Origin of the sequence: Actinomadura opuntiae (assembly GCF_030283205.1) — a bacterium.
Taxonomy (GTDB): Bacteria; Actinomycetota; Actinomycetes; order Streptosporangiales; family Streptosporangiaceae; genus Spirillospora.
In genome coordinates, this window is the sequence record NZ_JASNWF010000016.1 from 236,362 (window position 1) to 262,654 (window position 26,293).

The following is a 26,293-nucleotide window of genomic DNA, read 5'->3' on the forward strand; positions in this document are numbered from 1 at the left end:
GCCGGCGCCCCGACGAGCGCCGGCCCGCTCACCGCCTCAGCGGCAGTCGGAGTACTTGACGTACCACTTGCCGTCCCCGTCGCCGACCTTGTAGTCGGCGATCCAGAACTTGTCGGGAAGCCGCACCCACAGGTAGCCGTCCCTGCGCTGGACGGTGTCCCAGTCGGTGGTGACCTGGCTGTTGTGCTTGAGGAGGCGGACGACCCGGTACCGCAGCCCCGGCCCCTCCCGCAGGTTCAGCCCGCCCGACGGGAGGACCCGGCCGTGGCACCAGCGCTGGCGCAGCTCGTCCCGCACCATCAGCCGGTGCATCGCCTTCGCGGCGCCCTTGCGGCCGACCTTGATGGCACCCGGCCCGTGCCCCTCCTCGCCGTCGTGCGGCGGACGCGGTTGCGCCTGCTGCGCGCCGCCCTGTCCCGGCTTCGGCGGCGGCTGCTCGCTCGCGCCCGCCGCCGCGCCCAGCGCCGTCCCGGCGAGCGTGGCCCCGGCCAGAGCCGCACCGAGCTTGACCCCTACATGCATCTGTACCTCCAGGTTCGTCCAGACCGACAGCCTGGTCACCACCCAGAGTGACAGACCGACCCCGGCGAGTGACAGCACTCGAGCCCGCTCCACCCGTCGACACGAACCTCACCCCGACGGACCGCCCCGGCGGTCCTGAGGAGCATGTGGGGTCGCTGAGTCAGCCGCGGCGGCTCAGTGCCCGTTGCGGGACGTCAGCGCGTGCGCGCGGGCAGCCGACCGGCGACGAGCGGGACGACGATCGCCGCGGCCACCAGGTGGGTGAGCATGAGGACGATCCTCGTCGACGGCGCCGCCGGGACGACGAGGTCGGGCACGACCGACAGCACCGTGAGCGCGGCGGTGACCGCAACGAACGTGCGCCTGGGCGTCGCGGCCCAGCGCCGCAGCGCCACGGCCAGCACCAGGCCGATCGCGGCGCACGCCAGCGTCAGCTGCGTGAAGCCGAGCAGCGGAATCGGTGCGCCGTCGATCTCCAGGGACACGCCCGCGCTCTTGGCGACCGCGGCGATGACGGTGGTGGCCAGGGCGGCGCCGACGGCGGCGAGCCCGCCGGTCCGCCACAGCGGAACGGTGCGAGGCGAGGTCGCGGCGGTCGTGGACGGAGCTGCGGTGTAACCGGAGATGCTCATGCGCTTGCCCTTTCGTCATCGTGCGAGGCGACGTTGTTTCGAAAGGGCAGACCAGGCGGATCGAGCGAACTCATCGGTCGACCCGAAATTGCAGCATTTTCGCATGTCAGCGGCCGGGGACAGGGCGAGATCCCCGCCGACCCGCTCATCCGCGCGCGGCGCGCGGCCCGTTGCGCGGCCCCCGCCAGGCGGGCGGCCGCGCGTCCACGGCGACGGGCTTCCTCTTCAGCACCTGGGGCTGGCGGCGATCCCCTGCGCCGTGGCCGCGCACCGGGCCGCCGACGGCTTCACCTGCTGAAGGCGGAGCCGGTCAGGTTCGTGACTTGTCCTGCTTCCAGGACAGCGGGCCGGGCAGGTCGACCCGGTGCGCCCGCGCACGCGAGTTCCAGGACCACCGGCCGATCTTGATCGTCCAGGACGAGAGCCCGTTCTCGGTGAAGTTCAGAATCAGAGGTCCGTATCGCTTGCGCTTCCGGAACATGATGCCCATCGCCGCTGCTCCCTTCTCGATCCCTCGCTGGCGACGCGGACCTGCCCTGGAGATCGTCCGCCAAACGGCACCCCTTAAACGGACCGCCCCCTATCCAAATAACGGTCAGCCCGAGCCACGCGGACAGCCCGCGATGGACGACGCCGGCCTACCTGGCCGCCCAGCAGGACTTCACGGCATCGGCGGACGGGACGTGGGTCAACACCGCCTACACCCAGACCGTCTCGCCGCATTACTACCTGTCGTACGACGTCAAGGCCGAGGTGAAGGAGCAGGCGACCAACCGGATCGTCGCGCGCCACCGCGTACTGCCTCTACATCGCACCCTGACCGGCGCGGGCGTGGCCGTGGCGCAGAGGCGTCAGCGGAGGGACGGGTCGGCGAGGGCCTGGGCGGACGCGTCGGGGACGTAGGCAGCCATTGCGGCGATGAGCGTTCGGATACCGCGGCGGACGTCCGAGCTGAGCGAGGCGTGGCGCGCGACGTCGAGTTCGTTGGCGACGGTGAGGAGGGCGAAGTCGGTGAGGTCGGCGTCGGCCAGGGAGACGACCTCGCCGGTGAAGCGGTCCGTGAGCGGGAGCGGCGCTGCACCGAGGCGGGCATAGGTCTCGCTCCGGTCGCAGGCGTCGTAGAGGTAGACGAGGCTTTCGGCCTCGTCGCCGATCGCCTCCCTCAGGCGGGGCCGCCGGTCGAGCGGCAGCAGCGCGTGAGGGAAACCGTCGGTGCCGTAGGCGGCGTGGCACAGCGTCGCGAGGCTCAGGCGTCGGCCGCCGCCCCAACCGTCCACCAGCTCGCGCACCCGCTGCAGGTGGTCGAAGAGGTTTCCGCCGGGGTGGTCGACCTCCGCCGCGCCGAGTTCGCGCAGCAGCGCCAGTGCCGGCCACTCGGCGGTGGCGGAGATGGCCTCGGCCAGTGCCACCGGCTGGTCGCGGGCGACGAGGTGCCCGGCATCGCGGACGCGTGTGACCACGGCGTGGGGAGCCAGACGCAGGAACCGGTCGACGTCGCCGTCCGTCACGGCCGACCCGCTGCCGCTGCGGACGAGCAGGACGGGCAGGTCGAGCTCCGCAGTGATCCGCCGCAGCCGTGGAACCTGGGCGAGGATGTCTTCGACAAGCTCGCTGTGCGCGTCGAGCATGTCCCTGTCGGCGACGAAGCGGCGGGCCCGCTGTGGTTCGAGGTTGGGTACGACGTCCACCAGCACCAGCCCCGCCACTCTCGCCCGGACGGCCGGGTCGTCCAGAGCGGCGATGGCGGCGAGTCCGCCCAGCGAGGCACCGACGACCACGCATCCCGGTCGCTCGGCGTGGAGCATGGCGGCGACGTCGTCCGCGCAGGGCGCGAGCGCCCGCGGCGAGCCGCCGCTGTCACCGTGACCGCGCTGGTCGAAGGCCACACACCGGAACCCCGACCCGACCAGGACGTCGGTGACCGGCGCCCACACCTGCCGGCGCTCACCCCCGGCGTGGAGCAGCAGGACGGTCGGCCCGGCCCCGACCTCCTCGCCGCGCAGGACCGCGTCAGGGCGCGCGACGCTACGCGCCCGGGGAACGGTGAGGTCGATCACGGTAGTACCGCCTCTCTTACCTTGGGCTCTCAAGGTAAGAACTTTGCCTTGGCCTGTCAAGGTAAGGTCTGTCGGGTGACACGCTCGCGGATGCGCCGCCCTCCCGAGGAGGCGCGGCGCCTGATCCTGGACGCCGCCGAGAGGTTCCTGGCCGAGGGCGGTGTGGCTGCCGTCCAGGTCCGGGCCATCGCCGCCCGCGTCGGCATGACCGATGCGGGGGTCAACCACCATTTCGGCACCCGTGACCGCCTCCTGGAGGCACTGCTCCGCCACGGCGGCCGGAAGATCCGGGCCGGGGTCGAGGAGGTGCTGGACAACTGGCTCGACCGCGGCGCCGACATCGGTGAGCTGGTCGACGCCTTGGCGTTCTTCTACCGCCGGGGCTACGGCGAGCTGGCGGTGGCGCTCCACGCCGCCGGATGGCGAGACGAAGGGTCGGGAATGCTCGCCCCGGTCGTCGACGCGCTGCACGCCCTGCGACCCGGCGCCGTCCCCATCGAGGACACCCGGCTGGCCGTCGCCGCACTCCACCAGGCCCTCGCCACCGAGCCGCTGTACGGCCCGGCGTTCCGCCGCAGCGCCGGCCTCACCGGCCGGACGGCCACCACCCCCGGTCCGCAGCTCCGCTGGTGGACCACCCACCTCGCCCGCTCCCTCGGCCTCCAATAGCGTCCTGGACGGACGGCCCTCTGCGGGCCACATGCGAATGACCACCCGCCGCGCGTGCTGAGGAGGCACCGCTGAACGCCGCACCCGCCGACCTTCACGAACTGGCCGCCATCCTCACCGACATCGCCTACAAGGTCGCCTCCATCGACCCACTCCTCGACCGGGCCCTGCGCGAGCGCACCCGCGCCATCGCGTTCATGCACACCCGCCGCCGTCCCGCCCGCCGCGCCCTCGCCCGCCTCCGCGCCGTCGACCGAGCGCACCACCGCATCTACGACCTCGATATCGACTTCTCCCACGAACTGATCGAGGACCTTTCCCGGATCTCCTTCCACGCCGAGAACCTCGGACGCGCCCTCTGCTCGGTCCCCTCGTACGAGTTCCCGATCGACCACTCCGAGATCCGCGGCTGGCTCCGTTCGTTCGCCCGCTCGGCAGGCCTCGACGCCGGCCTCATCTCGCGCGTCCACCCCGACGGAATCCGCACGGAGAAACACCAACTCGCCGAAGCGGTAAACCAGGCCCAAGCCCGCGTCGACACCCTGCTGAACGCCTAACGCGCTCGCACCACCCATCCATACGGCCGCGTCCACGCTGACAGCAGAACCTAGAGCCCGGCAGGTACTCCCCATGCCAACCCGAGTACCTGTACTCATGGCAACAGCACTGCGGCTGACCAGCATGGACGCATGACGATCTTCAACCGCATCCGCGAGCACGCATCCCGATACAAGCGCGGCCACGCCGCAGCCGCCGTCTCCGGTGCCTATGCAGTCCTGGTCCTGGTCAACGCCGCAGGTAGCGTGACCATGGGCCTCTTCGCCGACGATCCGACGTTCAGCGGCATCTGGCTCCTACTCGTGAGCGCGCCGTCGTCATTCCTCATCACCGGCCTCACCTTCTTCCTGATCCCGGACGAGGGGCCGTCACGGGCACTGGGGGTGGTGTTGTTCGACCTTCCCTGCACAGCAGCCGGACTGCTCCAGGCATGGTTGCTCTGGCGCATCACCCAAGGCCCCACGAAGACGGCCGCCGCCCCCTCAACCACTTGACGAAGGCCTCGCGGAAGGGCACCGACACCACGTCCGCCAGCATCTGACACCCCCGGTTCCACGATCCGAGAACCAGGCCCTTGTGGCGTGAGCCACGTGCAGGTGCGTGACTGTGGCTGTGACCTTGCCGTTTGTGGTGGCGTTCATCTTCGTTTCGGTGATCTGCAGGGTCCTGGGTCGGGCCTCCGCCTTTTCGTATTTCCGCAGGTGGGTGGCCACTGAATCGACTTCCCCGTACGGCGCCGGATTGAGCCCGAATAAGGCTTGCTCAGCGGTTCCCTAAGTGATCATGACGTCCTTATAGGTTGACTGCGTCCCAGGACGTCCCACGATCCGGACGGGTACATGCCGAACGAACGCCTACGCGCCACACTGCTAAAGCAGGGCCTGACCATCGCACGGGCGCGAGCGGCGGGCGAGCCGGGTTTGGTGCCAGCGGCCTTGTGACTGGCCCGGCGTGGGTGGGCAGAGCGCGCGCGGCCGGTGCGTCCGGGGGACACTCACCGACCGCGCCGCCTCCACCTTCCCCCACGGAATCGCGCTCCCTTTCCCGGTTCCGGTCCATGATGGCCGCGGCGTTCGCTGGCGTCCGATCACCAGTTCACCGCGCGCTTGATCTCGGCCCATGCGGCCTCATTGACGAGTGCCTCACGCAACGCGGCGGCCGAGGACTGGATCACCGTGGGGTCGACTCGGGCGGCCGGGTCGTGCAGGCTCGCGGATCTACCGAGCCGATGACGATCTTCTGATCACCCCGCACGCCTACGGCATCGCCGCGTCTCCTGCGCCGGTGCTCCACCTGCGGCGCGCAACGGACGGAGACATGGCGAGCATGTACATAGAGAGCTTCGAACGCGTCTGGTCAATGCGGAATCGCTTCGGTAACGGAACGCGAGATTGCGTCTCTCACATAGCTGCGCGACCTCATAGATTTATACATGTCCTCTTTGCTGGCACTGCATCCTATCGACTTAGGGCTCATCATCTGACATTGCCTCGACTATTTCCTGGAAGGTCTCCTGAGTAATGCGCGTTGCGTCGAGACCAAAAACGCGTCCACTTGCCAACTCTACATTTATGGTCTTCGAGTCTCGTGTTCTCGAATAATGCACTATCGGGCCCTCTTGTTCGACGAGCTCCCAAAAGCGTAGTTCTCCAGGCGACTTCGGCGTAGGACGGGCCTGTTGTACGGTCGAATCGCTCACTTTTACTCCAAGGTATCTTCGTGAGTAGAGAAGGAAAGTCTGAACATTAATGAGAAAAAATGGCATGCCGCTCTCTAATTTCATCTCTGCTACCAATTCTGGGCGAGGGCCGACCTTCTTGCCTAGGTCCTCGCGTACCCAGTCGGGCTTGCGGTCGTTCGTCACCAAGGTGACTGGCAACCTCCTACGGGCAGCTTCGTTCATTAGCTGACGCCAGATGAGATAGTCTCCAATCGCCCGCTCGGGCTCCTTCTTGCGATCGGAGTAGCCGGGGGGAATTGTGTTTTCGATTCTGCGCTCACCTTCTAATCTGTGAGCCTTAAGATTGTCCAGCTCGGCGCCTACCTTGTCGGTTAGTACCCTCTCTAGAGAGTCGAGAATGGCGTCGCCCTTCACCGAGCTATCCACGCTCAGGCCAAACTTATAGTACTCGCAAGCCCGTCCGATGATGTCGCCATTGGCTTTGGAGATCATCATCTCTAGGCTCGACATTTGATTAACGCTGAAGCCGCGACGCTTGCCGAACTCTCGGAGGTTTCGACTGATGTCTTCAAATCTTTGCTTGAGTTCTTCTTTTAATTTTTCGTTGGCGGTTGAGCATTCCTTGATAATCGATAAGCGGCGTTCGAGGAACTCTTGGCCCACGCGGTTGGGAATCCAGAGTCGAGTCTCGAGGCTCTGGAGTGCTGCGAGGTACTGTTTGCGAGCTCGATTGTTGAGACGGTAGACGTCGAGCAGGGCGTTAGTGTCGAAGGCGACTAGACCTTGAGTGATGAAGTGCTTGATCTCTTCATCATCGGGCGGAAAGTAGCCAGGGAATCTATCTCGTAGGCCACCTGGGCTCTCAAGGTGATCTTCCTCGGAAGAGTCAGAGCTTTGCACTCTCGAAGGCTAGCGAGTGTTGGGTCGTCGTACATCCGATTTTGGTGGGTGTAACCCATATCGGTCGGGATGCGGAGCTGTCCCAGGGGAGTGATCGTTTTGGGGGCCTAGCCGGAGATCACGAGATCGGCAGGCGAGTGGCGCGCTCGGGCGCAGTGCCTTGTAGATGACTGGTCGTTTTGTGTGATTAATCCCTGTAAGGTTCTCGATGTCGCAAATATTGTACAATGTTCCATTTGGAAAAATTTGCGGCACGCTCCGCAGCGAGCATATGAAAGCCTCAGTCACAGCCCAGATAGGGACGGGTGTGACTGAGGCGCTCTGGGTTCATGTAGGCGAGGACTGCTCCAAGGTGGTATTGATCTGTCTGACCTTGCGGCGGTCGATGTTGTGCTTCTCGGCTAGGTAGCGCTGGGAGACGGGGCGGCCGGGGCCGTCCAGGCTTGCTAGGTACTCGGCGAGCACCGCTTGTTCTGGGGTCTGCCCCACCTCGGTGTGTGGTGGTTCGGGGTGCTCCGCTGTGGTGCGTTGCTCGTTCCGCTGTGGTGTGGTGTGGGTTGCGGCGCGCAGGTGAGGTTCATAAGGAGTTCGAACGAGCCCACGAGGGCGAGTGCCGGCCATGCGCTTACGAGGGCGCCTATGACGCCGTGGGATGCGCCGTGCGCCACGTTGGCGCCTACCGTCGCCACGATGCCCACGGCGAGGCTCCACTTGGCTAGGGCCGGTGCTGGTTGCTTTCGGCGGCTTGCTTCGAGGAGGACCATGGACGCGGCCCAGATGAGGCCGTCCACTGTGAAGGGGACGAGGCGTGCGGTGGCGCCTGCTTCGCCGTGGGAACGGACGAGTTCGTAGGCGTGGCGGTAGGAGATGATCGCGGCGACGCCGGCGACCGCGACCACGGCGAGGGCTGTTGTGATGCGGGTGAGGCGGTCAACCACGCGTCAGCTCCTCTCGGAGATCGATGACGCACGGGTCGTCTTCGCCGTGGGTGAGCGTGAGTTCGGGGAGCGTCAGGGCCGTGATGGCGCCGTTGCGGTCTAGGGGTGTTGGCCAGGTGGTGGCGTGCCAGGCGTTGCCCGTGCGGGTGGCCGTGGCTATGACCTCGCCGTTTGTGGTGGCGGTCATCTTGGATTCGGTGATTTCTAGGGCCATGGGTTGGGCCTCCTCCCTGCTAAGGGGGAGGGAGCCAGGGGAGCCAATCTCGGGAGCCAACGTGGGTCGAGGTCGCTCGACTCGGGTCGACTGTGCCGGACGGTTCCCCTGGGCTCCCTTCCTTGTTTTTGCAGGTGAGCGGCTACCGGATCGACTTCCCCGGACGGTCCCGGATTGGCCCTGAATAAGGCTTGCTCAGTGGTTCCCTAAGTGAGGGTTAAGGGGGTTCTGGGTTGGGTGGGGGCGGCTTAGCGTTGGGCGTGTTCACATCGGAAGACGGCGGAGGTGCACAGGCGGAGAGCAGAGCGAACGTCGGCTGAGGTTCCGACTGAGGTTCCTGATTGAGACAGGTCCCTGGCCCGCACGGCCCCGTTACCCCGCTCTGGGGCCGTGCGGGCCAGAGGCCTGTTCTCAGTCGCGGGGGAGGGCGCCCAGCAGGAGGAGGCGGAGGGCGTCGGCGGTGCCGGTGGCGGCGGTGTCGCCGGTGGCCAGGCGGCGGACGGCCAGGCCGTAGAGCATCGCGACGACCGCGGGGGCGTGGCGTTCGGCGTCGGGGATGCCGAGGGCGGTGAGGACGGCGGTGGCGAGCCGGTCGTAGGCCTCGACGGAGCGGGTGGAGGTGTCGCGGATGGCGGGGTCGCGGGCGGCGTGCAGGTGGAGTTCGAGGTTGGCGATCTGCTCGGGGCCGTGGGCGAACTCGACCACGGCCTTCTCGACCAGGTCGGCGGCGTCGACCGGGGCGATGCCGGATTCGCGGAGGCCCGCGGCGTAGGCGGCGATGCGGGCGATCTCGGCGTCCACGAAGGCGCGCAGGGCCTCGCGGAGCAGTTCGTCCTGGCTGGGGAAGTGGTAGGTGAGGGAGCCGAGGGAGACGCCGGCCGACCTGGCGACGGCGCGGTTCGTCACGGCGCCGATGCCCTGCTCGCCGATCAGGCGGAGGGTGGCGTGGAGGATCTGGTCGCGGGCGCTCATCGCTGCACAGTCTTCCCTACGGGGCGGTGCGGACGCTATCGTTCGTTCGAACGAACGATACGCGGGAGGCGGGCGTGGAGCTGGGTCTGGCCGGTCAGGCGGACGCGCTGCGGAAGGGGGAGGTGTCCTCGGCCGAGCTGGTCGGGGCGTCGCTGGACAGCATCGCGCGGCAGGAGTCGCTGGGGGCCTTCCGGGTCGTGCGGGAGGCCGCGGTGGAGGAGGCGCGGCAGGCCGACAAGCGGCTGGCCGAAGGGGAGCGGCTGCCGCTGCTCGGGGTGCCCGTGGCAATCAAGGACGATACGGACATCGTGGGGGAGACCACCCCGTTCGCGGTGGCCGGCGACCATCGGCCGGCGACGCGGGACGGGGAGGTCGTGCGCAAGCTGCGGGCCGCCGGCGCGGTCATCGTGGGCAAGACGACGACGTGCGAGATCGGGTTGTGGCCGTTCAGCGAGTCGCCGGAGTTCGGGGCCGCGCGCAATCCGTGGAACCCGGAGTACACGCCGGGCGGGTCCTCGGGCGGGTCGGCTGCGGCGGTCGCGGCGGGCATGGTCGCGGGGGCCGTGGGGTCCGACGGCGCGGGGTCGATCAGGATCCCGGCGGCGTGGACGGGGCTGGTCGGCATCAAGCCGCAGAGGGGGCGCGTTTCCGGTCATCCGCACACCGATCCTTTCAACGGGATCACCGTTTGGGGGCCATTGGCGAGAAGCGTCAAGGACGCGGCGTTGATGCTGGACGTGCTTTCGGGCAGCCATCCCGATGACGTTTACCAGGTGGGACGTCCCGTGCTGCCTTTCGTGGACGCGACGAGGCGGGAGCCCGGCAGGTTGCGCATCGCCGTTTCGTTCCGGACGGCGTTCGGGGTGAGCGGGAAACTCGACCCGCAGATCCGGGAGTCCGTCGAGCGGCTTTCGAGAAGGCTCACCGAGTTGGGGCACAAGGTCTTCCCGGCCGATCCCGATTACGGGCTGGTGGGTCTCGGGTTGATCCCGCGCGGGACGTCCGGGGTCGCGGACTGGCTGGACGCGATGCCGAACCCGAGGCCGGAGGCGCGGACGGAGGTCGAGGCGCGGATCGGGCGGACGGTGGGCAAGCGGCTGCTTCCGCTGGCGAAGAGGCTGGACCCCTATTTCAGGAAGAAGGTCGGGCGCATCTTCCGGTTCGCCGATGTGGTGCTGACACCGACGACCGCGCAGCCGCCATTGAAGGTCGGGGCCTTCGACGGGGCCGGGTATCAGAAGACGCAGTCGGGCGTGGCCGCCGCGTGCCCGTATGCGTGGACGTGGAATGTGCTGGGCTGGCCCGGCGTGAACGTCCCCGCCGGATTCACCAAGAATGGACTGCCGATCGGGGCGCAGCTTCTCGGACATGACTCGGACGAGGCGACGCTGATCTCGCTGGCCGCGCAGCTCGAGGCCGTCGAGAGGTGGACGGAACGCCGTCCGTGAGCGGGCTCGCGGTCCGGCGGCGTCAGTAGCCGCCGCCGGTCAGCAGGCCGCCGTCGACCTGGACCTCGCTGCCGGTGCAGTACGACGAGTCGTCCGACGCCAGGTAGACGACCAGGCCGGACACCTCCTTGGACTTGCCCATCCGGCCGAGGGGGAGCGCCTTCATGAGCGCGTCGGCGCTGTCGGCCTTGGCCGCGATGATGTCGTCCTGCATGAACAGGGGGGTGATGATGCCGCCGGGGTGGATGGAGTTGACGCGGATCCCGTACCCGCCGAGCTCGCGCGCGGCGGACTTGGTGAGGCCGCGGACGCCGAACTTGCTGGCGCTGTAGGCGGCGAGACCGTCCGCGCCGACGAAGCCCTCGGTCGAGGAGACGTTGACGATCGAGCCGCCGCCGGCCGCGCGCATCGCGGGCGTCACCGACTTGATGCCGAGCCACTGGCCCATCAGGTTGACGTCGATGATCTGCCGGAACTCCTCCAGCGCCATGTCCTCGATGGTCTTGTGACGGAGGATGCCGGCGTTGTTCACCAGGACGTTCAGCGCCCCGAAGGCGGAGGTCGCGGTGCCGACGGCGTTCTGCCAGTCCTCGGGTGACGTCACGTCCATCCGGACGAACCGGGCGTCGTCCTCCAGTTCGGCGGCGAGCTTCGCGCCCTCCTCCTCCAGGACGTCGCCGAACACCACCTTCGCCCCTTCGGCGACGAAGCGCTTCACGTGGGCCTTGCCCATGCCCCGCGCACCACCGGTGATCAGCGCCACCTTGCCGTCAAGCTGCCCCATCAACGCTCCTCGTTCCCAGCGGGCACCGCGACCGCGGCGTCCCACCAAACTAGCGAACGCTTGGTTCGGCGAACAAGGCGGCCCCGTTCCCGAGGCCGCGCCGGCGTCAGCGCGTCCGCAGACCGTCGAACAGCAGCGCCAGCATCCGGTCGGCGTACCCGGCGGGATCGGGGGTGCGCTCGGCCGCGACGCCGATCGCGTTGGCCAGCCGCAGCAGGTCGCCCGCGTCGGCGTCCGCCCTGATCGCGCCCGCCTCCTGCGCCCGCTCCAGCAGACCGCCGAACGCGGCGAGGATCGCGGCGGCGGCCGTGCCGAGCCGCGTCGCCGCCCACCGCGGCGCCATCGCCTCGATGATCACGGTCGAGGTGCCGCGCGGGGTCATGGCGCCGTCCAGGTAGCCGCGCAGCCAGCCGGCGAGCGCCGCCTCCGGGTCCGGCTCGTCCATGAGTTCGGCGGCGTGCGCGAGCAGCCGGTCGATCCGCTCGCGCAGCACCGCGTGCAGCAGGTCGTCGCGGGTGGGGAAGTGCCGATAGAGCGTCCCCGACCCGACGCCCGCGCGGCGGGCGATGTCGTCCAGGGACGCGCTCGTGCCGTGTTCCATGAAGGCCGCGCGGGCCGTGCTGATCAGTCGCTCGTAGTTGCGGCGGGCGTCGGCCCGCATCGGGCGCGGTTGCATGTGGCACCGTCCAGCGGTGGCGCGGACGGCCGGGCCCGGCCGCCGCCTGTTTCCCGAAAAGCCTGCCATCTCGCCGCCCGTACGTCGAGGAGGGCGGCGTCACGCGCCATCAGGTTCCGAGCGCGTCGCGTGACAGCCGGTCCGCCCTGCGTGTCGTCTCCGGGAGGCGGTACTCGGGCGCGAGCGCGAGGACGTCGCGGCACGCCGAGTCGAGGTCGGCGCGGTGCCCGACCGACACGAACACCGGCTTGACGCCCTCGCGGGTCCGCAGCACCCGCCCGACCTCCTCGCCGCCGTCCGTCAGCGGGTTCGCGTCGCCGCGCCGCGCGCCCGGCGGGTCGTAGGTCCCGACGAACGCGGTCTTGCCCACGCCGATCGAGGGCAGGCCGGTCAGCACCCCGAGATGGCAGGCGAGCCCGAACCGGCGCGGATGCGCGAGCCCGAACCCGTCGCAGACGAGCAGGTCGGGGGTGGTCTCCAGGTTCCGGAGCGCGTCCAGCAGCGTCGGCAGCTCGCGGAAGGCGAACAGGCCGGGGACGTAGGGGAAGGCGGCCGTCCCGACGGCGACGGACTCCTCCACGACGGCGAGGGTCGCGGCGTCCAGCACGACCACGGCGGCGGCCAGCCGGGTCCCGGTCCCGCCGCCGTCGCCCGCGTACGAGACGTCCAGCCCCGCGACCGTGCGCGGGCTCGCCGGGCCGGGGACGTCCAACTCCAGCAGCGGGCGCAGCCGGTCCTGGATCGCCACGGCCTCCTCCGGCGTGGACGGCCACGGGTGCAGGTCGCGTACCTCCATGAACCGGCACGCTACCGCCCGGACCGGTCCATCACCCGGACGGCCCCGGCGGCTACGGTGACGGTGGCGGCGCGAGCGGCGGGGAAGGAGGCCGGATGGACGGCATGGCACTCGACGGGCGCACCGCCGTCGTCACCGGCGGCGCCGGCGGCATCGGCCGGGCGATCTGCACGGACCTCGCCGCGCTCGGCGCCCGCGTCGTCGTCGCCGACCTCGACCGCACCGCCGCCGAAGAGGTTGCGGACGGCATCGGCGGCACCGCCGCACACGTCGACCTCGCCGACCCCGCGTCCATCGACACGTTCACCGCCGGCACAGGGCCCGTGGACGTGCTCGTCCACAACGCGGGCGTCAGCATCGTCGAGCCGTTCACCGCCAGCGACCCCGCCGACTGGGACCTGATGTGGCGCGTCAACCTCCGCGCCCCGATGCAGCTGACCCGCGCCCTCCTCCCCGGGATGACCGAGCGCGGCTGGGGACGGCTCGTCTTCGTCTCCTCCGACGGCGCCCGCGCCGGATCCGGCGGCGAGGGCGCCTACGCGGCCACCAAGTCGGGACTGTTCGGGCTGGCCAAGACCCTCGCCCGCGAGGCTGCGGCCGGCGGCGTCACCTCCAACGTGGTCTGCCCCGGCCCGACGGACACGCCGATGGTCCGGGCGGTGTCCGACCGGCATCCGGACCTGCTCGGCAGGCTCGCCAAGCAGATCCCGCTGCGCCGCATCGGCCGCCCGGACGACGTCGCCGGCCTCATCGCGTTCCTATGTACCGACCGCGCCGGGTACATCACCGGCCAGACCATCTCGGTCAGCGGCGGCATCACCATGCAGTGACCGGGCTCAGCCCAGCGACGCGTACGCGGCCTCCGCCAGCCGGAAGGCGCGCAGGTCGCCGGACAGCTGCTCGCCCATCCGGTTCGGCAGGTACGCCAGCGCCAGGCCCGCGTCGGGGTCGCCGAGCCCGATCGAACCGCCGGCGCCGGTGTGCCCGAACGCGCTCTCCCGCGCCGCCTTCGGGACGAAGAACGTCTGCGACGGGCGCATGAACCCGAGCCCGAAGGAGCTGTCCACGATCAGCGTCCGGTCCGGCCCGGACACCCGGCGGCGCATGCCCTCGCGCAGCGTGTCCGGACGCAGGATCCGCCCCGCCACCAGGTCGCGGTAGAACCCCGCGAACGCCGGCGCGGTCGCGAGCATCCCGGCGGACGGCCAGCCCGCCCGCAGCACCACCGGGTTGTTGTAGCCGCCCTTGCCCGGATGCGGGTTGTTCAGCGCCCGGTTCGTGGCGCTCTGCGGGTCGGTGTACGCCGCGGCGAGCCGCTTCAGCATGTCGTCGGCCGCGCTCTTCGGGCCGTCGGCCCCGCCGGAGACCCGGCCCTTGGCGGTCATCTTCGCGGCCCGCTCGATGACCGCGTCGGGTGCGCCGATCCACAGGTCACGGTCGCCGGCGAACTCCTGCTTCACGAACGCGCCGACCGCCTTGCCCGACAGCCGCCGGACGATCTCCCCGGCCAGCCACCCGTAGGTCAGCGCGTGGTAGCCGTGCGTCTCGCCCGGCGTCCACTCGGGTTTCTGCCCGGCGAGCAGGGCGGCGAGCGCTTCGGGGTCCGCCGCCTCCTCCGCCGACACCGGACGGTCGAACGCGGGCAATCCGGCCTGGTGCGACAGCAGGTGCGCGGCGGTCGCGCCGTCCTTGCCGTGCTCGCCGAACTCCGGCCACCACGCGGTGACGGGGCCGTCCACCTCGTAGGCGCCGCGCTCGGCGAGCAGCAGCGCCGCCGTGGCCGTCACCGCCTTGGTGCAGGAGAACCCGAAGCACGGCGTGTCGGCGGCCCACGCCCGTCCCGTCCGGTGGTCGGCGACGCCGCCCCACAGGTCCACGACCTTGTGGTCGCCCGCGTACACGGCGACGGCGGCGCCCAGTTCCCTTCCGTCGGCGAAGTTCTGCTCGAACACCTCGCGGACGGCGGCGAACGCCGGATCGCAGTGGCCCTGCACAGTGCTGCTCATGCCCGGTCCTCTCAACGGGGGTTTCTAGAATCATGCTCGAAGATTCCAGAGACCGGGCAGCCGCCCCCTCCTTCAGCGCGTCACCAGTGGTCGCGGTGCACGACGTCGTCGAACGCCCGCCGCGCCGGATTCCGCACGGGCTTCAGCGGACGCCCCGCCGGATACCCGAGCGCGACCAGGTACGCGCAGAACCGGTCGTCCGGCAGGCCGAGGACGCGGCGCGCCACCGCCTGGTCCATCACGGTCGCGTGCCCGCTGCCGATCCCGAGGTCGACGGCCGCGAGCATGATGCTCAGCATCGCCTGCCCCAGGTCGAACCGCGCGGTCTCGCGCTCGCCGGGGTCTCCACGCCGGTGCGCTACCCGCCCCCCACTTCGGGAAACGGCGGGATCAGGGCCACCCCGCGCCGGGGACCCCGACGTCGGCGGCCAGGAGCCGGCCGCTTCCCGGGCGCACCGGTTCCGGCTCGGTCATGCCCTGCCATTGCGCCGCCGTGACGAACAGCGTCGTCCCGTCGGACCCGCCCAGCACACAGGCGAACGCGCCGCGGTCGAACTCGACCGTGTCCAGGACCTCGCCGCCCTCGGCGACGCGTACGCACCTCTTGTGGGGAACGTCCGCGTACCAGGCGGCTCCCTCCGCGTCGAGGCATATGCCGTCCGGCGTCCCGTCGCCCAGGTTGGCCCAGACGCGCCGGTCCGACAGCCCCCCGTCCGCGCCGATCGCGAAGGCCACCAGCTCGCCGCGGTACGAGTCTGCGACGATCAGCGTGGAGCCGTCCGGGGTCACGGCCATCCCGTTCGGGAACGCGATGTCGTCGGCCACCTCCCGGACCGTCCCGTCGGCCGCCGCCAGGAACACCGAACCGGGCTTGAACTCCTCCCCGGCCATCGCGTTGAACCCGGGACGGTTGACGTAGGCGTTGCCGCGGCCGTCCACCACGATGTCGTTCCACCCCGCCCGTCCCAGCTCCAAGTGCACGACCGGCGACCCGCCGCCCTCCAGGCGCAGCAGCCGCCCGCCCGGAGAGTCGACGATCACCAGCCCGCCGTCCGGAAGGAACGCCGTGCACAGTGGCAGCGACTCCACCCGCGCGACCGCCTCGCCGCCCCCGTCCGGATCCGCGGCGATGACCTCACCGGCCGACCAGTCGGAGAAGTAGACCCGCCCGTCACACCACCGCGGCGACTCCACCAACCCCCGGCCCTCGACCACCGTCCGAATCTCGGCCATGCTCGGTCACCCCCATGCTTCGAGACCGGCCCGGCACCGGCCTTCACCCCCTATACGAAGGAGCCTCGCCGGGATCGACATCCTTGCGGTGGCGATTCCGGCAGCCCGCAAAACAAGAGCGCCCGGATCCGCGGAGGATCCGGGCGCTCGAGAGACACGGGGTCAGTAGCGGCTGTAGTGGTGGGCTGGTTCGGTTACGGGTTCCTCCGTGGCGGGCGCGGGCTTGGTGCGGCCGAACTCCAGGGTCAGCAGCGCCGCCGCCAGCCACACGATGTCGAACCAGGACCGGAAGACGATGCTGCGCGGCTTGTAGGCGGGGCGGAACTTCTTGTCGAACAGGTACAGCGACTCGACCGCGATCAGCGGGTCGAGCAGGTGCAGCGCCTGGTAGCCGGCCTTCTCCAGGGCGCGCCGCTCCTCGGAGTCCAGCAGCTCGCGGAAGGCCGCGAAGTTCAGCGAGACGAGCGCGTGGCCCTGCTCGCGGGCGTAGTCGATCATCTCGACGATCAGCCGCTCGTTGACGCCGTTGGGGCCGCCGGGGGCGCGGCGCATCGCGTCGAGGCTGATGCCCTCGCCGGCGGTCACGTAGCGCTGGAAGGCGATCGGCCTCTTGTCCTCGTCGTAGGCGATGGCGACGACCGCCCCCGGGTGGTAGCCGGTGAGCAGCTCGTCGAGGTTCATCGAGAAGCCGCGCTCGGCCGCGCCGCCGAGCGAGCGCGACGCCACGTCCAGCAGCGCGGCGCGCAGGGCGGGGGACAGCTCGCGCTCGGGCACGATCTCGGTGGTGACGCCGGCGTTGGCGGTCCGCTTGACGGCCTGCCGGACGTTGCGCATCTGCCGGCCCGACAGGGTGAACTCCTCCGGCCGGACGACGACCTCGTCGCCGAAGCCGAACGAGCGCAGCGGGCCCCATTCCGGCAGCAGGTCGGCGCTCGCGCCGAGCACCGCGGGGCGCCAGCCGGTCGTCCGGCACAGCGTGAGGAACTCCTGGATCGCCGCGGCGTGCGACCTCGGGTCGCCGACGGGGTCGCCGCCCGCCACCGCGACGCCGAACAGCACCCGGTAGCCGATCGCGGCGCGCCCGTCCGGGCTGAAAACGTAGGCCTTGTCGCGGCGCAGCGCGAACGGGGCCAGGGTGTCCGAGCCGGGGTGCGCGACCAGGCCGGCGACGCGGCGCCGCTCGTCCTCGTCGCCGGGCGGCGGCGCCGGGTCGGGCGCGAGCAGCGTCATCACCAGCGCGAGGAGCCCGACCGCGCCGGCCAGCCCGAGGGCCCCGGGCAGCCAGGACGCGCCGTCGATGCGCGCGCCGGTGGCGCCGAGCCCGCTCGCCACGACCTGCACGGACCGGACGGACACGCCGCCGACCAGCAGCGACCCGGCCACCGCGCCGATGACCAGCACCGCGCCGGTCTTCACCGCGGTGCGGACCCGGTCGGGGTGCGGGCGGACGGGGAACCGGTCGCGCTCCAGCCAGAGCCCGACCAGCACGGCCGCCAGCAGCGGTACCCGCCACAGCGCGTCGTCCCCCGCGACGACGGCGAGCAGCCCCAGGACCACGAGCGTGACCAGGCCGTACCAGGCCGCCCGGCGGCGCAGCACGACGCCGCGCGCCACCAGCAGCAGCACCAGCGCCAGCGACACCGCGTGCGCGGGCGCCAGCGGCGTTCCGGTCACCACCTGCGAGAGCCGGTCGAGCCAGTGCGGTGCCCGCGCCACGGAGGGCACGGCGATCAGTACGGCGACCAGCGCCGCGACGAGCGCCAGCGGCCAGACGGGGTGCGCCTGGCCGTCCGGCCGCTCGGCCGACTTCGCTGCATACACGAGGACACCTCCGCAGAGCCCCAACCATGATCCTTTGGAACTCATTCCCCGGATCGGACGTTATCTTTGGCCGCTCATGGTCAGCGTCGTCCGGACACCTCCTTTGACGCCGCGCCCGCCGCGTCCGCCGATCCCGTCCTTCGCAACGGCCGTACCCGGCCACCGGGTGGGAAACTGGTTAGTCTCGTGGGGGTGAAGAGGCTCCTGCTCGTCCACCACACGCCCTCGCCGTCCGTCCAGGCGATGGTCGAGGCGGTGCGCGCCGGGGCGCGCACGGACGAGATCGAGGGGGTGGAGGTCGTGTCCCGTCCGGCGCTGACCGCCTCCGCCGTGGACGTCCTCGAGGCGGACGGCTACCTCCTCGGCTCCCCTGTGAACCTCGGCTACCTCTCCGGGGCGCTCAAGCACTTCTTCGACCAGGTTTATTACCCGTGCCTGGAGGAGACAATCCGCCGCCCGTTCGGGGCCTTCCTCCACGGCAACAACGACGCGGCCGGGGCGCTGCGCGCGCTGGAGTCCATCACGACCGGGCTGAAGTGGAAGGCCGTCCAGCCGCCCGTGGTGGTGACGGGGGAGCCGGGCAAGGCCGACCTGGAGGCGTGCTGGGAGCTCGGCGCGGTCGTCGCCGCCGAGCTCGGGACGGTTTGAGCCCGCCGTTCCTCGGTAGCGTGCCCGCATGAGCGGATTCCGTCACGTGGCGATGTTCAGGTGGGCCGAGGGCACGACGATCGGCCAGCAGGAGGAGGTCGCGGAGCGGCTGCGCGAGCTGACCGGGGTCATCCCGCAGATCCGCGGGTACAGCGTCGGCCTCGACGCGGGCGTGGACCCGGGGACCTACGAGTTCGTCGTGGTCGCGGACTTCGCGGGCAAGGACGACTACCTGGCGTACCGCGACCATCCGGCGCACCGCGCGGTGGTCGAGGAGTTCGTGGCGCCGATCGCCGCGGAGCGGGCGGCCATCCAGTACGAGACCTGACGCGGGCCCGCCGGGGGCGCGGGCCGGCGATGTGCGCCGTACCACACGACGCTTACCGAGCAAGCGCTTGTGTCAGAGCACTTTTCGGGTTAGTTTCACACAACGCCCGCCGGGAACGGATCGCGCCCCGTTCCCGGCGGACGGCCTACTCCCTGCTTCCCTTTCCCCGCGCGGCGCCCTCGTGGGAACGGTCCGATTCCGCCCGAGGCCCCGGATCGTCGTACGGTTGCGCCGTCGGATCCGGGCCGCCGCGGCCCGGCGGACCCGGGGGAGCAGGCGTGATCACAGTGCTGCTGGCCGACGACCAGTCGCTGGTGCGGGCCGGCTTCCGGATGCTGCTGTCCGGCGAGGACGGCATCCAGGTCGTGGGGGAGGCCGAGGACGGCGACGCCGCGGTGGACCTGGCCCGCCGGCTGCGGCCCGACGTGGTCCTGATGGACCTGCGGATGCCCGGCACGGACGGGCTCGCCGCCACCCGCCGGATCGCCTCCGACCCCGCGCTCGACGACGTGCGCGTCCTCGCCCTCACCACCTACACCGACGACGAGCACATCTACCTGGCGCTGCGCGCGGGCGCGGCGGGGTTCCTGGTCAAGGACATGGAACCGGCCGAGCTGGTGAACGCCGTCCGGGTGGTGGCGGGCGGCGAGTCGCTGCTGGCCCCCGCCGTCACCCGCGCGGTCATCGAGGGGTTCGTCGGCGGACGCCCCGAACCCGCCCCCGCGGCCCTCGGCCGGCTGGAGGTCCTCACCGGCCGCGAGCGGGAGGTGGTGCGGCTGGTCGGGCGCGGGCTGTCCAACGCCGAGATCGCCGAGGCGCTCGCGATGAGCCCGCTCACCGCCAAGACGCACGTCAGCCGGGCCATGAGCAAGCTCGGCGTGCGCGACCGGGCCCGGCTGGTGGTGCTCGCCTACGAGTCGGGGCTGGTCATCCCAGGGTCCGCCGGCTCATGATCTCGTCGCGGAGCTGCTGGGGGGTGGGGGCCTCCAGCAGCCGCGGCCCGTCGCGCAGCGGGACCATGGCCCACCAGGAGCCGGTGGCCTTGCCGTACCAGACCCGTACCCCCGGGAACTGCTCCTGCAGTCCGCGCGCCGTGGCGGCGCGCATGGCCGCCGGCGTCGGCTCGTCACGGCCGGCGCCCTGTGGAGCCGTCATGCCGCCCTCCCCCCGATGATCTCCTCGGTAACAGCGTCCCCACGGGCCAATGCGTCACCCCTACTCGGCAAATTGGGACTAAGCACACTATGGAGGTTCGGCGCCCCCAACGGTGGGATACCGCGCCGGATGTACTCCAGCGGAAGTAGCGGGCCGCCATGATGCCGCCGCACGTCCGACGACCCGGGCGGGGTGCGGGAGCCACGATTCGGGGAACGACACGTTCTCTCTCTACCCGCGGGCTCCCGCGAAGGTGGTTCCCATGAAACTGGCCAGGCTCGCCCGGGTCTGCTTCCGCAGGCGGCGGCTCGTCGTCGTCGCCTGGATCGTCGGGGCGCTCGCCGTCCTCGTCCTCGGCTACGGCTTCGCCGCCAAACCGCTCAACGACTTCGGCGGCGGCTCGTCCCAGTCGGCGACCGCCAAGAAGCTGCTGGACGAGCACTTCCCCAAGCGCAGCGGCGACACGATCACGCTCGCCGTGCGGGCGGACGCCGGCGTGCGCTCGCCCGACGTGCAGGCCCGCGTCACCAAGGCGATCGACCGGCTCGCCAAGACGCCGCACGTCGCCTCGGTGACCTCGCCCTACGAGGTGCCCGGGCAGATCTCCAAGGACGGCCGGACGGCGTTCGCGACCGCGAACCTCGACGTCCCCACCGACGACGTGCCGACCTCCGACGTCACCAAGCTCATCGACGACGTGCGCAGCGACTCCGGGCCGATCCGGATCGAACTCGGCGGCGCGGCGATCGACAACGCCGAGACCGCGGGCGGCGGATCGTCGGAGGGCATCGGCGTGCTCGCCGCCGTCATCATCCTGCTGGTCGCGTTCGGTTCGGTGCTGGCGATGGGGCTGCCGATCGTCACCGCGCTGCTCGGCATCGGCTCCGGGCTCGGGCTCATCGCGCTGATCGCGCACCTGCTGCCCGCGCCGTCGTTCGGGCCGATCGTCGCCGCGCTCATCGGCATCGGCGTCGGCATCGACTACGCGCTGTTCATCGTCACCCGCTACCGGGAGGAACTCGGCGCCGGCAAGGAGCCGGAGGAGGCGACCGTCACCGCCCTCACCACCGCCGGGCGCGCCGTGCTGTTCGCCGGCAGCACCGTCGTGATCGCGCTCATGGGCCTGTTCGTCATGCAGCAGAAGCTGTTCAACGCCGTCGCCGTCGCGGCCGGCGTGGCGGTGCTGATGACGATGCTCGCCTCCGTCACGCTGCTGCCCGCGCTGCTCGGCTTCACCGGGCGCGCCATCGACCGGCTGCGCGTGCCGGGGCTCGGCCGGGCCCGCCGCCCGCTCGCCGAACGCTGGGCCCGGATCGTCCAGCGGCACCCCGTCCTCACCGGGCTGGCCGCCTCCGCGCTGCTGCTCGTGCTCGCGGTGCCGGCGCTGTCGATGCGGCTCAGCCTGCCCGACTCCAGCACCCAGGCGCACGACACCAGCGCCTACGCCGCGAACCAGATCATGGCCGAGGGCTTCGGCCCCGGCACCGCAGCGCCGCTGGTCATCGTCACCCGCGGCGGCGACCCGGCGCCGGTCGCCGCGGCCGTCGGCGCCACGCGGGGGGTCGCGGCCGTCCAGCCGCCGCGCACCAGCCCCGACGGCGCCGTCTCGATGATCATGGCGTTCCCGACCACGGGCGCGCAGGACGAGGCGACCCCGCGACTGGTGCACCGGCTCCGCGACGACGTGCTGCCCGGCGTCACCGACGGGAAGGGCGTGCGGGCCTACGTCGGCGGCCAGAACGCGGCGTCCATCGACTTCGCCGACGACGTCCAGACCCGGCTGCCGTGGCTCATCGCGGTCGTCGTCGGGCTGTCGCTGGTGCTGCTGGTCGCGCTGGTCCGCTCGCTGACCGTGGCGCTGCAGGCCGCACTGATGAACCTGCTGTCGATCGCCGCCGCCTACGGGGTGCTGACCGCCGTCGTCCAGTGGGGCTGGGTGGGCAAGGCGCTCGGCTTCCCCACCTCGATGCCCGTCACCACCTGGGTGCCGCTGATGATGTTCCCGATCCTGTTCGGGCTGTCCATGGACTACGAGGTGTTCCTCGTGTCGCGGATCCGCGAGTCGCACGAGGCGGGCGTCCCGACCCGGGAGGCCGTCGCGCGCGGCCTGGCCGGCACCGCGCGCGTCATCACCGCCGCCGCGGCGATCATGGTGATGGTGTTCCTGTCGGTGCTGCTCGGCGCGAACGTCGCGGTCAAGCAGATCGGGCTCGGCCTCGGCGTCGCCATCCTGATCGACGCGACGGTCGTGCGGATGGTGCTCGTCCCGGCGCTGATGGAGCTGTTCGGCGAGCGGAACTGGTGGCTGCCCGGGCCGCTCGCCCGGCTGCTGCCGCGCCGCCGCCCCGAGGCCGCCGAGGCGCGCGCCGGGGTGCCGGTCCGGGGCTAGTGGGTGTTGATCCCGTCGAACATGACCTTGATGTAGTGCTCGCCGAGGCTCTGGGAGTCGAGCCGTCCGCCGGGCTTGAACCAGCGGACGGCCACCCAGATGGTGTCGCGGATCATCCGGTAGGTGAGCTTCGGGTCGAGGTCCTCGCGGAACAGGCCCTGCTCCTGGCCGGCCGCGATGGTCTCGACCCACATCTTCTCCACCTCGTCCTCGGACTTGGTGAGGTAGGCGAAGCGGTCCATGCCCTGGAGGTAGTTCCAGTCGTTCTGCATGACCGTGATCGCTGCGCGGTGCGGCTCCAGGCCGGCGAACGCGACCCGGACGAGCGCCGCGATCGTCTCGCGCGGGTCGCGGCCCGCGTCGATCTCGGCCCGGTAGGCGGCCATGATCTCGTCGAAGAAGCCGGTGAGGATCTCGTCCACGATCGACTCCTTGGAGTCGAAGTGGTGGTAGAGGCTGCCGGACAGGATGCCCGCCTCGTCGGCGATGTTGCGGACCGTGGTGGCCTGGAAGCCCTTCTCCGCGAACAGCTCCGCGGCCAGCCTGACCAGGTGCTCGCGGCGCTCCGACGCCAGGCCCGGCGAGCCCTTGCCGCGGCGGCGCGCGCCGCCCTCGGCGCGGGGCCTGGCCCGCCCGGAATTCGCGCTCGTGGTCGTCACCCTCTCATTATGCCGTGCGCGCGCCCAACCGCTTGCTCAGTCCGCGCGTCAACGGCAGCTTACGGTGTGCACAAGCGCTTGTTCTACATTCCGGCGCCGCCGGCACCGGCCCGCCCCGCCTACCCTCGGACCATGCCCGATGTGATCGTCTTCGACCTGTTCGGCGTCATCGCCCGCACCCAGACCCCCGAGGCGGTGCGGGAGATCGAGGAGATCGCCGGAGTCTCCGGCGCCCCGTTCTGGGACGCGTACTGGGCGCTGCGCCCCGGCTACGACGCCGGTCAGGACAGCGCCGCCTACTGGGCGGACGTCGCCGCCCGCCTCGGCACCGCGTTCCCCGACGTGCCCGCGCTCATCGACGCCGACCTGCGCAGCTGGACCGACGTCGACGAGCGCATGGTCGCCCTCGTGCACGAGCTGGCCGATGACGGCCGCACCCTCGGGCTGCTCTCCAACATCATCGCCGACCTGGTGCCCCGCTTCGAGGCGCGGCACCGCGGCTGGCTGTCCCGGTTCGACGCGCTGACCTACTCCTGCGCGATCGGCGTCGCCAAGCCCGACCCCCGCGCCTACCGCATCTGCGCCGAGCGCCTCGGCGTGAAACCAGCCGACGTGCTGTTCATCGACGACACCGAGCGCAACGTGCTCGCCGCCCGCGAGACCGGCATGGCCGCCGAGCTCTTCACCGGCCCCGAGCAGGTCCGCGCCCTGCTCGGCTAGAGCCGCACGACCAGCTTGCCGGTCGCCTGGTCCAGCGTCCACCCGGGCCGCGGCTCCGGCACCGGCACTTCGCGCACCCGCAGCACGTCCGGCGCCCCCGGCCGCTCCGCGACGGCCGCCCGCATCGTCCTCATCGTCTCCACGCCGACCACAACTACCACCCCGCCGAGATCAACCCGGTGAGCGCGCCCGAACCGGGCCGTCCCGGGGCCTAGCCACCGCGCGTCAAATGGACGTAATGTCCAATAGGGGTGAGGGCGCGTCGAGGGACCCTTGGGGGTGACGGTGTGCGCGCTTCTCAGCGGCATCGCGCGCCGGTGCGGGCGGCCGTGCAGCGGTGGCGGGTGCTGGTCGACCTGTGGCTCATCGCCCGGCCGGCGATCTGGCTGGTCTCGCTGGTGCCGTTCTATGTCGGGCACCTGCTGGCGACCCGGTGGCTGATCGCGGGGCAGGACGCGTGCGCGCCGGTGAGCGGCGGGTGCCTGGAGGCGGTCACGCCCGTGCTGACCGGGCTCGTCGTCTGGGGGCCGCTGGTGTGGCTGGCGGTGCTCGCCATCAACGACGCCTTCGACCTGGACGGCGACCTGAAGAACCCGCGCAAGGACGACGCGCCGCTGGTGGAAGGGCGGCTGAGCGTGCGCGGGGCGCTGGTCGCCGCGCACGTGACCGCGGCGGCGGCGCTGCTGGTCGCGCTGACGGTGCGTCCGGCGTTCGCGCTGGTCACGCTCGGGTTCCTGGTGCTCGGCTGGCTCTACAGCGTGCCGCCGGTCCGGTTGAAGGACCGGCCCGGGTTCGACGTGGCGGCCAACGCGATCGGCGTCGGCGGGTTCGCGCTGCTGGCCGGATGGACGGTCGTGCGCCCCATCGACGGCTTTCCGTGGGTGATGGCGGTCGAGGGCGTCCTGGTCGCGACCGCGCTCTACGTCCCGACGACCGTCACCGACTACAAGGCCGACCTCGCCAGCGGGTACCGGACCATCGCCGTACGGCTCGGCCCGCGCGGCGCGTACCGGATCGGGCTCGCGGCGTGGACGGCGTCGTGCGCGCTCGCGGTGGCGCTGGCCGCGACCGGTCACGTGTTCCCGCACCGGACGCTGTGGACGCAGGCCGCGTTCGCGCCCGTGCTGGTCTGGGTGTACCACCGCTTCCTCGGGCGGGCGCGCGAACCGGGCGAGGTGCTGCACGGCATCATCGTCGCTAGCTGGGTGTTCCTCGTCCCGTACCTGGTGTTCGCGCTGGTGTACGCGCGGGTGGTCTAGGCGGGCGGCGGCGGAAGCTCGCCGCCGGCCTCGGCCGCCTTGGCGAGCCGCTCGCGCAGCGTGCGGACGAGCTCGTCGCCCTGCTCGGTGAGCCGCTCGATCGCGGGCAGCGCCAGGTCGTCGCGGACGGAGTCGGCGAGCAGCTCGTCGTACTCGTGCGCCTTGGCGGCGATGGCCTCCAGGTGGCGGTGCGCGGCCAGCGCCTCGTCGGCGGCGCGGGCGCGCTCGGCGTAGCGCTCGAGCGCCTCGACCCGGCGCGTCACCGCGTCCACCGAGACGCCGAGCTTCTCGCGCAGCGGGCGCAGCGCCGCCTCCACCTCCGGCAGCGGCGCGCTCTCGGTCATCTCCTCCTGCTCGCGCCGCAGCTTCGACTGCCGCGCCAGCACCTGGGCGATCTCCCACTCCTGCCGGGGCAGCGTGACGGCGTTGTCGACCCTGTCCAGCAGCCCCTCGCGGTTCACCTGCGAGTCGCGGACGGTGTCGACGGCGGCCTGCACGCGCGCGAGCATCGCGCGGCCCTGCTCGTCGAAGTCCTCGGGGGTGAGGTAGCGGTGGCGGCGCCGCTCCAGCTCGCGGGCGCGCCGCAGGTCGAGCGAGACCGACGGGGTGCCGAGCGCGACCAGGACCGCCAGCATGCCGAGGCCGATCAGCCACAGCGAGCCGAGCAGCGGCGAGCCGAGCAGCCCGAGGCCGAGGACGGTCAGCGGGGCCAGCCACAGCAGCGGGCGGCGGCGCGCCACGAGCGTGTCGAGCTCGGCGCGCAGCGCGGGGTCGGCGACCGGGCGCGGTTCCGCCGCCTTGCCGTCCCCGGCCGGACGCGGCGGGGCGATCCGCCGCCAGTACGTGCCGACGTGCGTCTCGAACGCGAAGTCGGACGGCTCGATCTCGACCTCGGTGGCGCCGGCCGGCAGCGGCCACATGCCGACCGGGTCGCCGCCGCCGGGCCCGCTGAAGCGGACCCACCAGCCGCCGCCCGCGTCGTCGCACCGGTAGCGCCCGGGGGCGACGTCGATGCCGACGAAGTACGTACCGACTCCGGGGATGGACTCGTTCCACGCGCCACTGGTCACCGGCGGCCTCCGACCCGACCTCTCGCCGTGCCCCTCGCCCCCCTCCGGCGAGGGCCGTCCCACCGAGCCGCGCCCGCAAGGACCGGCGCCCGGGAGACGACAACAGTTGCATTACCCACATCGTCCATGGGAAAGCCGCGTCATGGACATCGGAACCG

At 71.2% G+C, this 26,293-nt stretch carries 29 protein-coding genes and 1 pseudogene; 11 read left to right on the forward strand and 19 right to left on the reverse strand.

The genetic code is table 11. From position 1 onward, the window contains the following. Positions 1-36 precede the first annotated feature (36 nt). From QP089_RS32145 to QP089_RS32160, 4 genes are all read right to left on the reverse strand, one after another. Entirely contained in the window at positions 37-561 is a 525-nt protein-coding gene (locus QP089_RS32145) for an SH3 domain-containing protein (protein WP_285916659.1), read from the reverse strand. 155 nt (positions 562-716) lie between these two features. Further along, positions 717-1,154, reverse strand: coding sequence for a DUF6069 family protein (locus tag QP089_RS32150; protein WP_285916661.1), 438 nt, complete (start codon positions 1,152-1,154; stop codon positions 717-719). Positions 1,155-1,464: 310 nt separating this feature from the next. Then, positions 1,465-1,644 (reverse strand): DUF4236 domain-containing protein, encoded by a 180-nt coding sequence (locus QP089_RS32155; RefSeq protein ID WP_285916663.1) that lies wholly within the window; start codon positions 1,642-1,644, stop codon positions 1,465-1,467. A gap of 361 nt (positions 1,645-2,005) precedes the next feature. Further along, the gene (locus QP089_RS32160) at positions 2,006-3,211 is read right to left on the reverse strand and encodes an alpha/beta fold hydrolase (protein ID WP_285916665.1); all 1,206 of its coding nucleotides are present in this window, start codon (positions 3,209-3,211) and stop codon (positions 2,006-2,008) included. Positions 3,212-3,286: 75 nt separating this feature from the next. Here QP089_RS32160 and QP089_RS32165 point away from each other — a divergent pair, with 75 nt between their 5' ends. From QP089_RS32165 to QP089_RS32175, 3 genes are all read left to right on the forward strand, one after another. Then, positions 3,287-3,880, forward strand: coding sequence for a TetR/AcrR family transcriptional regulator (locus QP089_RS32165; protein WP_285916667.1), 594 nt, complete (start codon positions 3,287-3,289; stop codon positions 3,878-3,880). Positions 3,881-4,077: 197 nt separating this feature from the next. After that, positions 4,078-4,437 (forward strand): hypothetical protein, encoded by a 360-nt coding sequence (locus QP089_RS32170; RefSeq protein WP_285916670.1) that lies wholly within the window; start codon positions 4,078-4,080, stop codon positions 4,435-4,437. 132 nt (positions 4,438-4,569) lie between these two features. Further along, positions 4,570-4,932 carry an SCO4225 family membrane protein gene (locus tag QP089_RS32175; RefSeq protein ID WP_285916672.1) on the forward strand — a complete coding sequence of 121 codons (363 nt, stop codon included), beginning with the start codon at positions 4,570-4,572 and terminating at the stop codon, positions 4,930-4,932. A gap of 971 nt (positions 4,933-5,903) precedes the next feature. Here the strand turns inward: QP089_RS32175 and QP089_RS32180 are convergent. From QP089_RS32180 to QP089_RS32195, 4 genes are all read right to left on the reverse strand, one after another. Next, positions 5,904-7,019 (reverse strand): PIN-like domain-containing protein, encoded by a 1,116-nt coding sequence (locus tag QP089_RS32180; protein ID WP_285916675.1) that lies wholly within the window; start codon positions 7,017-7,019, stop codon positions 5,904-5,906. Between the two features lie 446 nt (positions 7,020-7,465). Next, positions 7,466-7,957 carry a DUF2637 domain-containing protein gene (locus tag QP089_RS32185; RefSeq protein ID WP_285916676.1) on the reverse strand — a complete coding sequence of 164 codons (492 nt, stop codon included), beginning with the start codon at positions 7,955-7,957 and terminating at the stop codon, positions 7,466-7,468. After that, positions 7,950-8,171 (reverse strand): hypothetical protein, encoded by a 222-nt coding sequence (locus QP089_RS32190; RefSeq protein WP_285916679.1) that lies wholly within the window; start codon positions 8,169-8,171, stop codon positions 7,950-7,952. Before QP089_RS32190 ends, QP089_RS32185 begins: the two co-directional genes overlap by 8 nt. A gap of 411 nt (positions 8,172-8,582) precedes the next feature. Further along, a complete protein-coding gene (locus QP089_RS32195; protein ID WP_285916681.1) occupies positions 8,583-9,143 on the reverse strand; it encodes a TetR/AcrR family transcriptional regulator in 561 nt (186 codons plus the stop codon). Positions 9,144-9,217: 74 nt separating this feature from the next. Between QP089_RS32195 and QP089_RS32200 the strand changes: the two genes are divergently transcribed. Further along, complete coding sequence (locus QP089_RS32200; protein ID WP_285916683.1) at positions 9,218-10,591, forward strand: amidase; 1,374 nt, start codon at positions 9,218-9,220, stop codon at positions 10,589-10,591. A gap of 22 nt (positions 10,592-10,613) precedes the next feature. Here QP089_RS32200 and QP089_RS32205 read toward each other — a convergent pair whose 3' ends face one another. The 3 genes from QP089_RS32205 to QP089_RS32215 form a co-directional block, all read right to left on the reverse strand. After that, entirely contained in the window at positions 10,614-11,375 is a 762-nt protein-coding gene (locus QP089_RS32205) for a glucose 1-dehydrogenase (RefSeq protein WP_285916685.1), read from the reverse strand. Between the two features lie 106 nt (positions 11,376-11,481). Further along, positions 11,482-12,051: a TetR/AcrR family transcriptional regulator gene (locus QP089_RS32210; RefSeq protein ID WP_285916687.1), complete on the reverse strand. Its 570-nt coding sequence runs from the start codon at positions 12,049-12,051 to the stop codon at positions 11,482-11,484. A 109-nt stretch (positions 12,052-12,160) separates the two neighbouring features. Further along, complete coding sequence (locus QP089_RS32215; protein WP_285916689.1) at positions 12,161-12,847, reverse strand: endonuclease V; 687 nt, start codon at positions 12,845-12,847, stop codon at positions 12,161-12,163. 95 nt (positions 12,848-12,942) lie between these two features. On the opposite strand from QP089_RS32215, the gene QP089_RS32220 reads away from it, so the two are divergent. Further along, a complete protein-coding gene (locus tag QP089_RS32220) occupies positions 12,943-13,677 on the forward strand; it encodes an SDR family NAD(P)-dependent oxidoreductase (RefSeq protein ID WP_285916692.1) in 735 nt (244 codons plus the stop codon). A 6-nt stretch (positions 13,678-13,683) separates the two neighbouring features. On the opposite strand, the gene QP089_RS32225 is transcribed toward QP089_RS32220, so the two are convergent. From QP089_RS32225 to QP089_RS32240, 4 genes and pseudogenes are all read right to left on the reverse strand, one after another. Then, entirely contained in the window at positions 13,684-14,853 is a 1,170-nt protein-coding gene (locus tag QP089_RS32225) for a serine hydrolase domain-containing protein (protein WP_285916693.1), read from the reverse strand. Between the two features lie 80 nt (positions 14,854-14,933). Next, a pseudogene (locus tag QP089_RS32230) lies at positions 14,934-15,197 on the reverse strand (nitroreductase family protein); the annotation flags it as partial. A gap of 46 nt (positions 15,198-15,243) precedes the next feature. Next, a complete protein-coding gene (locus QP089_RS32235) occupies positions 15,244-16,086 on the reverse strand; it encodes an SMP-30/gluconolactonase/LRE family protein (protein ID WP_285916695.1) in 843 nt (280 codons plus the stop codon). A gap of 162 nt (positions 16,087-16,248) precedes the next feature. Continuing rightward, on the reverse strand, positions 16,249-17,907 hold the full coding sequence (locus QP089_RS32240; RefSeq protein WP_285916696.1) for an MprF family protein: 1,659 nt from the start codon (positions 17,905-17,907) through the stop codon (positions 16,249-16,251). Positions 17,908-18,099: 192 nt separating this feature from the next. On the opposite strand from QP089_RS32240, the gene QP089_RS32245 reads away from it, so the two are divergent. The 3 genes from QP089_RS32245 to QP089_RS32255 all read left to right on the forward strand — a co-directional run bounded on the left by QP089_RS32245 (position 18,100) and on the right by QP089_RS32255 (position 19,836). After that, entirely contained in the window at positions 18,100-18,555 is a 456-nt protein-coding gene (locus QP089_RS32245) for a flavodoxin family protein (RefSeq protein WP_285916698.1), read from the forward strand. A 28-nt stretch (positions 18,556-18,583) separates the two neighbouring features. Beyond that, positions 18,584-18,883, forward strand: coding sequence for a Dabb family protein (locus QP089_RS32250; protein ID WP_285916699.1), 300 nt, complete (start codon positions 18,584-18,586; stop codon positions 18,881-18,883). A gap of 278 nt (positions 18,884-19,161) precedes the next feature. After that, positions 19,162-19,836: a response regulator gene (locus tag QP089_RS32255; RefSeq protein ID WP_285916700.1), complete on the forward strand. Its 675-nt coding sequence runs from the start codon at positions 19,162-19,164 to the stop codon at positions 19,834-19,836. Here the strand turns inward: QP089_RS32255 and QP089_RS32260 are convergent. Next, positions 19,811-20,038 (reverse strand): hypothetical protein, encoded by a 228-nt coding sequence (locus tag QP089_RS32260; protein WP_285916702.1) that lies wholly within the window; start codon positions 20,036-20,038, stop codon positions 19,811-19,813. The two genes, QP089_RS32255 and QP089_RS32260, sit on opposite strands and share 26 nt — an antisense overlap. Before the next feature lie 262 nt (positions 20,039-20,300). On the opposite strand from QP089_RS32260, the gene QP089_RS32265 reads away from it, so the two are divergent. Further along, complete coding sequence (locus QP089_RS32265; protein WP_285916703.1) at positions 20,301-22,427, forward strand: MMPL family transporter; 2,127 nt, start codon at positions 20,301-20,303, stop codon at positions 22,425-22,427. Here QP089_RS32265 and QP089_RS32270 read toward each other — a convergent pair. Further along, positions 22,424-23,086, reverse strand: coding sequence for a TetR/AcrR family transcriptional regulator (locus QP089_RS32270; RefSeq protein WP_285916704.1), 663 nt, complete (start codon positions 23,084-23,086; stop codon positions 22,424-22,426). The two genes, QP089_RS32265 and QP089_RS32270, sit on opposite strands and share 4 nt — an antisense overlap. 132 nt (positions 23,087-23,218) lie before the next feature. Here QP089_RS32270 and QP089_RS32275 point away from each other — a divergent pair, with 132 nt between their 5' ends. Beyond that, a complete protein-coding gene (locus QP089_RS32275; RefSeq protein ID WP_285916705.1) occupies positions 23,219-23,806 on the forward strand; it encodes an HAD family hydrolase in 588 nt (195 codons plus the stop codon). Here the strand turns inward: QP089_RS32275 and QP089_RS32280 are convergent. Then, complete coding sequence (locus QP089_RS32280; protein ID WP_285916707.1) at positions 23,803-23,940, reverse strand: hypothetical protein; 138 nt, start codon at positions 23,938-23,940, stop codon at positions 23,803-23,805. The two genes, QP089_RS32275 and QP089_RS32280, sit on opposite strands and share 4 nt — an antisense overlap. Positions 23,941-24,093: 153 nt before the next feature. Here QP089_RS32280 and QP089_RS32285 point away from each other — a divergent pair, with 153 nt between their 5' ends. Further along, positions 24,094-25,065, forward strand: coding sequence for a UbiA family prenyltransferase (locus QP089_RS32285; RefSeq protein WP_285916708.1), 972 nt, complete (start codon positions 24,094-24,096; stop codon positions 25,063-25,065). Here the strand turns inward: QP089_RS32285 and QP089_RS32290 are convergent. After that, the gene (locus QP089_RS32290) at positions 25,062-26,135 is read right to left on the reverse strand and encodes an Rv1352/Rv1906c domain-containing protein (RefSeq protein WP_285916710.1); all 1,074 of its coding nucleotides are present in this window, start codon (positions 26,133-26,135) and stop codon (positions 25,062-25,064) included. The two genes, QP089_RS32285 and QP089_RS32290, sit on opposite strands and share 4 nt — an antisense overlap. Between the last annotated feature and the right edge of the window lie 158 nt (positions 26,136-26,293).